The 5,190-nt window shown below is 49.7% G+C and carries 2 tRNA genes and 3 rRNA genes; all 5 read right to left on the reverse strand.

Annotated elements, in window-relative coordinates:
* Position 1 precedes the first annotated feature (1 nt).
* Positions 2-117: ribosomal RNA gene (rrf, locus tag ACXYSK_RS08820) — 5S ribosomal RNA — on the reverse strand.
* Positions 118-193: 76 nt separating this feature from the next.
* Positions 194-3,095 (reverse strand): 23S ribosomal RNA (locus ACXYSK_RS08825).
* 125 nt (positions 3,096-3,220) lie between these two features.
* Positions 3,221-3,293, reverse strand: a tRNA-Ala gene (locus ACXYSK_RS08830).
* Between the two features lie 50 nt (positions 3,294-3,343).
* Positions 3,344-4,891: ribosomal RNA gene (locus tag ACXYSK_RS08835) — 16S ribosomal RNA — on the reverse strand.
* Together the 16S, 23S and 5S rRNA genes with 2 tRNA genes alongside form the textbook arrangement of a ribosomal RNA operon.
* Before the next feature lie 227 nt (positions 4,892-5,118).
* Positions 5,119-5,190: transfer RNA gene (locus ACXYSK_RS08840), tRNA-Glu, on the reverse strand.

Genomic DNA, 5,190 nt, shown 5'->3' on the forward strand with positions numbered 1-5,190 from the left:
AGCTAAGCGACTTCCATATCTCACAGGGGGCAACCCCCAACTACTTCCGGCGTTCTAGGGCTTAACTTCTGTGTTCGGCATGGGTACAGGTGTATCTCCTAGGCTATCGTCACTTAACTCTGAGTAATACCTACTCAAAATTGAATATCTATCAAATACCAAGAAAAACTTCGCTTTCATATTCTCAGTTACTTTGGATAAGTCCTCGAGCTATTAGTATTAGTCCGCTACATGTGTCGCCACACTTCCACTTCTAACCTATCTACCTGATCATCTCTCAGGGCTCTTACTGATATAAAATCATGGGAAATCTCATCTTGAGGTGGGTTTCACACTTAGATGCTTTCAGCGTTTATCCCTTCCCTACATAGCTACCCAGCGATGCCTTTGGCAAGACAACTGGTACACCAGCGGTAAGTCCACTCTGGTCCTCTCGTACTAGGAGCAGATCCTCTCAAATTTCCTACGCCCGCGACGGATAGGGACCGAACTGTCTCACGACGTTCTGAACCCAGCTCGCGTGCCGCTTTAATGGGCGAACAGCCCAACCCTTGGGACCGACTACAGCCCCAGGATGCGACGAGCCGACATCGAGGTGCCAAACCTCCCCGTCGATGTGAACTCTTGGGGGAGATAAGCCTGTTATCCCCAGGGTAGCTTTTATCCGTTGAGCGATGGCCCTTCCATACGGAACCACCGGATCACTAAGCCCGACTTTCGTCCCTGCTCGAGTTGTAGCTCTCGCAGTCAAGCTCCCTTATACCTTTACACTCTGCGAATGATTTCCAACCATTCTGAGGGAACCTTTGGGCGCCTCCGTTACCTTTTAGGAGGCGACCGCCCCAGTCAAACTGCCCGTCAGACACTGTCTCCGATAGGGATCACCTATCCGGGTTAGAGTGGCCATAACACAAGGGTAGTATCCCAACAACGTCTCCTTCGAAACTGGCGTCCCGATCTCATAGACTCCTACCTATCCTGTACATGTGGTACAGACACTCAATATCAAACTGCAGTAAAGCTCCATGGGGTCTTTCCGTCCTGTCGCGGGTAACCTGCATCTTCACAGGTACTAAAATTTCACCGAGTCTCTCGTTGAGACAGTGCCCAAATCATTACGCCTTTCGTGCGGGTCGGAACTTACCCGACAAGGAATTTCGCTACCTTAGGACCGTTATAGTTACGGCCGCCGTTTACTGGGGCTTCAATTCATACCTTCGAGTTACCTCTAAGCACTCCTCTTAACCTTCCAGCACCGGGCAGGCGTCACCCCCTATACATCATCTTACGATTTAGCAGAGAGCTGTGTTTTTGATAAACAGTTGCTTGGGCCTATTCACTGCGGCTGACCTAAAGTCAGCACCCCTTCTCCCGAAGTTACGGGGTCATTTTGCCGAGTTCCTTAACGAGAGTTCTCTCGCTCACCTGAGGCTACTCGCCTCGACTACCTGTGTCGGTTTGCGGTACGGGTAGAGTATGTTTAACGCTAGAAGCTTTTCTTGGCAGTGTGACGTCACTAACTTCGCTACTAAACTTCGCTCCCCATCACAGCTCAATGTTATAGAACTAAGCATTTGACTCAGTTCACACCTCACTGCTTAGACAGACACTTCCAATCGTCTGCTTTAGTTAGCCTACTGCGTCCCTCCATCACTACATACTCTAGTACAGGAATATCAACCTGTTGTCCATCGGATACACCTTTCGGTCTCTCCTTAGGTCCCGACTAACCCAGGGCGGACGAGCCTTCCCCTGGAAACCTTAGTCTTACGGTGGACAGGATTCTCACCTGTCTTTCGCTACTCATACCGGCATTCTCACTTCTATGCGTTCCAGCGCTCCTCACGGTACACCTTCACCACACATAGAACGCTCTCCTACCATACCTATAAAGGTATCCACAGCTTCGGTAAATTGTTTTAGCCCCGGTACATTTTCGGCGCAGGGTCACTCGACTAGTGAGCTATTACGCACTCTTTGAATGAATAGCTGCTTCTAAGCTAACATCCTAGTTGTCTGTGCAACCCCACATCCTTTTCCACTTAACAATTATTTTGGGACCTTAGCTGGTGGTCTGGGCTGTTTCCCTTTCGACTACGGATCTTAGCACTCGCAGTCTGACTGCCGACCATAATTCATTGGCATTCGGAGTTTATCTGAGATTGGTAATCCGGGATGGACCCCTCACCCAAACAGTGCTCTACCTCCAAGAATCTTAATGTCGACGCTAGCCCTAAAGCTATTTCGGAGAGAACCAGCTATCTCCAAGTTCGTTTGGAATTTCTCCGCTACCCACAAGTCATCCAAGCACTTTTCAACGTGCCCTGGTTCGGTCCTCCAGTGCGTCTTACCGCACCTTCAACCTGCTCATGGGTAGGTCACATGGTTTCGGGTCTACGACATGATACTAATGCGCCCTATTCAGACTCGGTTTCCCTACGGCTCCGTCTCTTCAACTTAACCTCGCATCATATCGTAACTCGCCGGTTCATTCTACAAAAGGCACGCTCTCACCCATTAACGGGCTCGAACTTGTTGTAGGCACACGGTTTCAGGTTCTATTTCACTCCCCTCCCGGGGTGCTTTTCACCTTTCCCTCACGGTACTGGTTCACTATCGGTCACTAGGGAGTATTTAGGGTTGGGAGATGGTCCTCCCAGATTCCGACGGGATTTCACGTGTCCCGCCGTACTCAGGATACTGCTAGGTACAAAGACTATTTAAAATACGAGGCTCTCACTCTCTTTGGCTGATCTTCCCATATCATTCTTCTATAATCTTTGAGTCCACATTGCAGTCCTACAACCCCGAAGAGTAAACTCTTCGGTTTGCCCTTCTGCCGTTTCGCTCGCCGCTACTAAGGCAATCGCTTTTGCTTTCTCTTCCTGCAGCTACTTAGATGTTTCAGTTCACTGCGTCTTCCTCCTCATATCCTTAACAGATATGGGTAACAGGTAGTACCTGTTGGGTTCCCCCATTCGGAAATCCCTGGATCATCGCTTACTTACAGCTACCCAAGGCATATCGTCGTTTGTCACGTCCTTCTTCGGCTCCTAGTGCCAAGGCATCCACCGTGCGCCCTTATTAACTTAACCTTACTTTTTTGACCTTTCAGTCATAAACTCTTATTAATACTACAGCGTTTTCGGTTTATTTTCTTGTTACTATTTGATATAGATATTCAATTTTCAATGTGCATTACTTGGTGATCTCTCACCAATGGAGCCTAGCGGGATCGAACCGCTGACCTCCTGCGTGCAAAGCAGGCGCTCTCCCAGCTGAGCTAAGGCCCCACAAGACCTCTCAAGACTAAACAAGACCAATGTGCTTTCCTTATCCTTAGAAAGGAGGTGATCCAGCCGCACCTTCCGATACGGCTACCTTGTTACGACTTCACCCCAATCATCTATCCCACCTTAGGCGGCTGGCTCCAAATGGTTACCTCACCGACTTCGGGTGTTACAAACTCTCGTGGTGTGACGGGCGGTGTGTACAAGGCCCGGGAACGTATTCACCGCGGCGTGCTGATCCGCGATTACTAGCGATTCCGACTTCATGTAGGCGAGTTGCAGCCTACAATCCGAACTGAGACTGGCTTTAAGAGATTAGCTTGCCGTCACCGACTTGCGACTCGTTGTACCAGCCATTGTAGCACGTGTGTAGCCCAGGTCATAAGGGGCATGATGATTTGACGTCATCCCCACCTTCCTCCGGTTTATTACCGGCAGTCTCGCTAGAGTGCCCAACTGAATGATGGCAACTAACAATAGGGGTTGCGCTCGTTGCGGGACTTAACCCAACATCTCACGACACGAGCTGACGACAACCATGCACCACCTGTCACCTCTGTCCCGAAGGAAAACTCTATCTCTAGAGCGGTCAGAGGGATGTCAAGACCTGGTAAGGTTCTTCGCGTTGCTTCGAATTAAACCACATGCTCCACCGCTTGTGCGGGCCCCCGTCAATTCCTTTGAGTTTCAACCTTGCGGTCGTACTCCCCAGGCGGAGTGCTTAATGCGTTAGCTACGGCACTAAACCCCGGAAAGGGCCTAACACCTAGCACTCATCGTTTACGGCGTGGACTACCAGGGTATCTAATCCTGTTTGCTCCCCACGCTTTCGAGCCTCAGCGTCAGTTACAAGCCAGAGAGCCGCTTTCGCCACCGGTGTTCCTCCATATATCTACGCATTTCACCGCTACACATGGAATTCCACTCTCCCCTCTTGCACTCAAGTTAAACAGTTTCCAAAGCGTACTATGGTTAAGCCACAGCCTTTAACTTCAGACTTATCTAACCGCCTGCGCTCGCTTTACGCCCAATAAATCCGGATAACGCTCGGGACCTACGTATTACCGCGGCTGCTGGCACGTAGTTAGCCGTCCCTTTCTGGTAAGATACCGTCACAGTGTGAACTTTCCACTCTCACACTCGTTCTTCTCTTACAACAGAGCTTTACGATCCGAAAACCTTCTTCACTCACGCGGCGTTGCTCGGTCAGACTTCCGTCCATTGCCGAAGATTCCCTACTGCTGCCTCCCGTAGGAGTCTGGGCCGTGTCTCAGTCCCAGTGTGGCCGATCACCCTCTCAGGTCGGCTATGTATCGTCGCCTTGGTGAGCCGTTACCTCACCAACTAGCTAATACAACGCAGGTCCATCTGGTAGTGGAGCAGTTGCCCCTTTTAAACAGTTATCATGCAATAACTGTTGTCATGCGGTATTAGCTATCGTTTCCAATAGTTATCCCCCGCTACCAGGCAGGTTACCTACGCGTTACTCACCCGTTCGCAACTCATCCGCTCGGTGCAAGCACCAAGCTTCAGCGTTCTACTTGCATGTATTAGGCACGCCGCCAGCGTTCATCCTGAGCCAGGATCAAACTCTCATTAAAAGTTTGAGTTCTCACTCATTTCTGTCACTGACAGATTTATTGTTTTTTCATTGTTCAGTACTATAACCTTAGTTATAGTGCCCTGCACATTGGTTCGTCTTGTTCAGTTTTCAAAGGTCTTTGTCGCGCTTGCGACAACTATATTAGTATATCACAGTCGTTTTTCTCTGTCAACAGGTTTTTTTAACTTTTTTAAAATCCTATCAACCTTAACCGCGATACACTCATAGTCCGTACGGGATTCGAACCCGTGTTACCGCCGTGAAAAGGCGGTGTCTTAACCCCTTGACCAACGGACC

The sequence above is a fragment of the Streptococcus sp. V919 genome, from assembly GCF_054353475.1.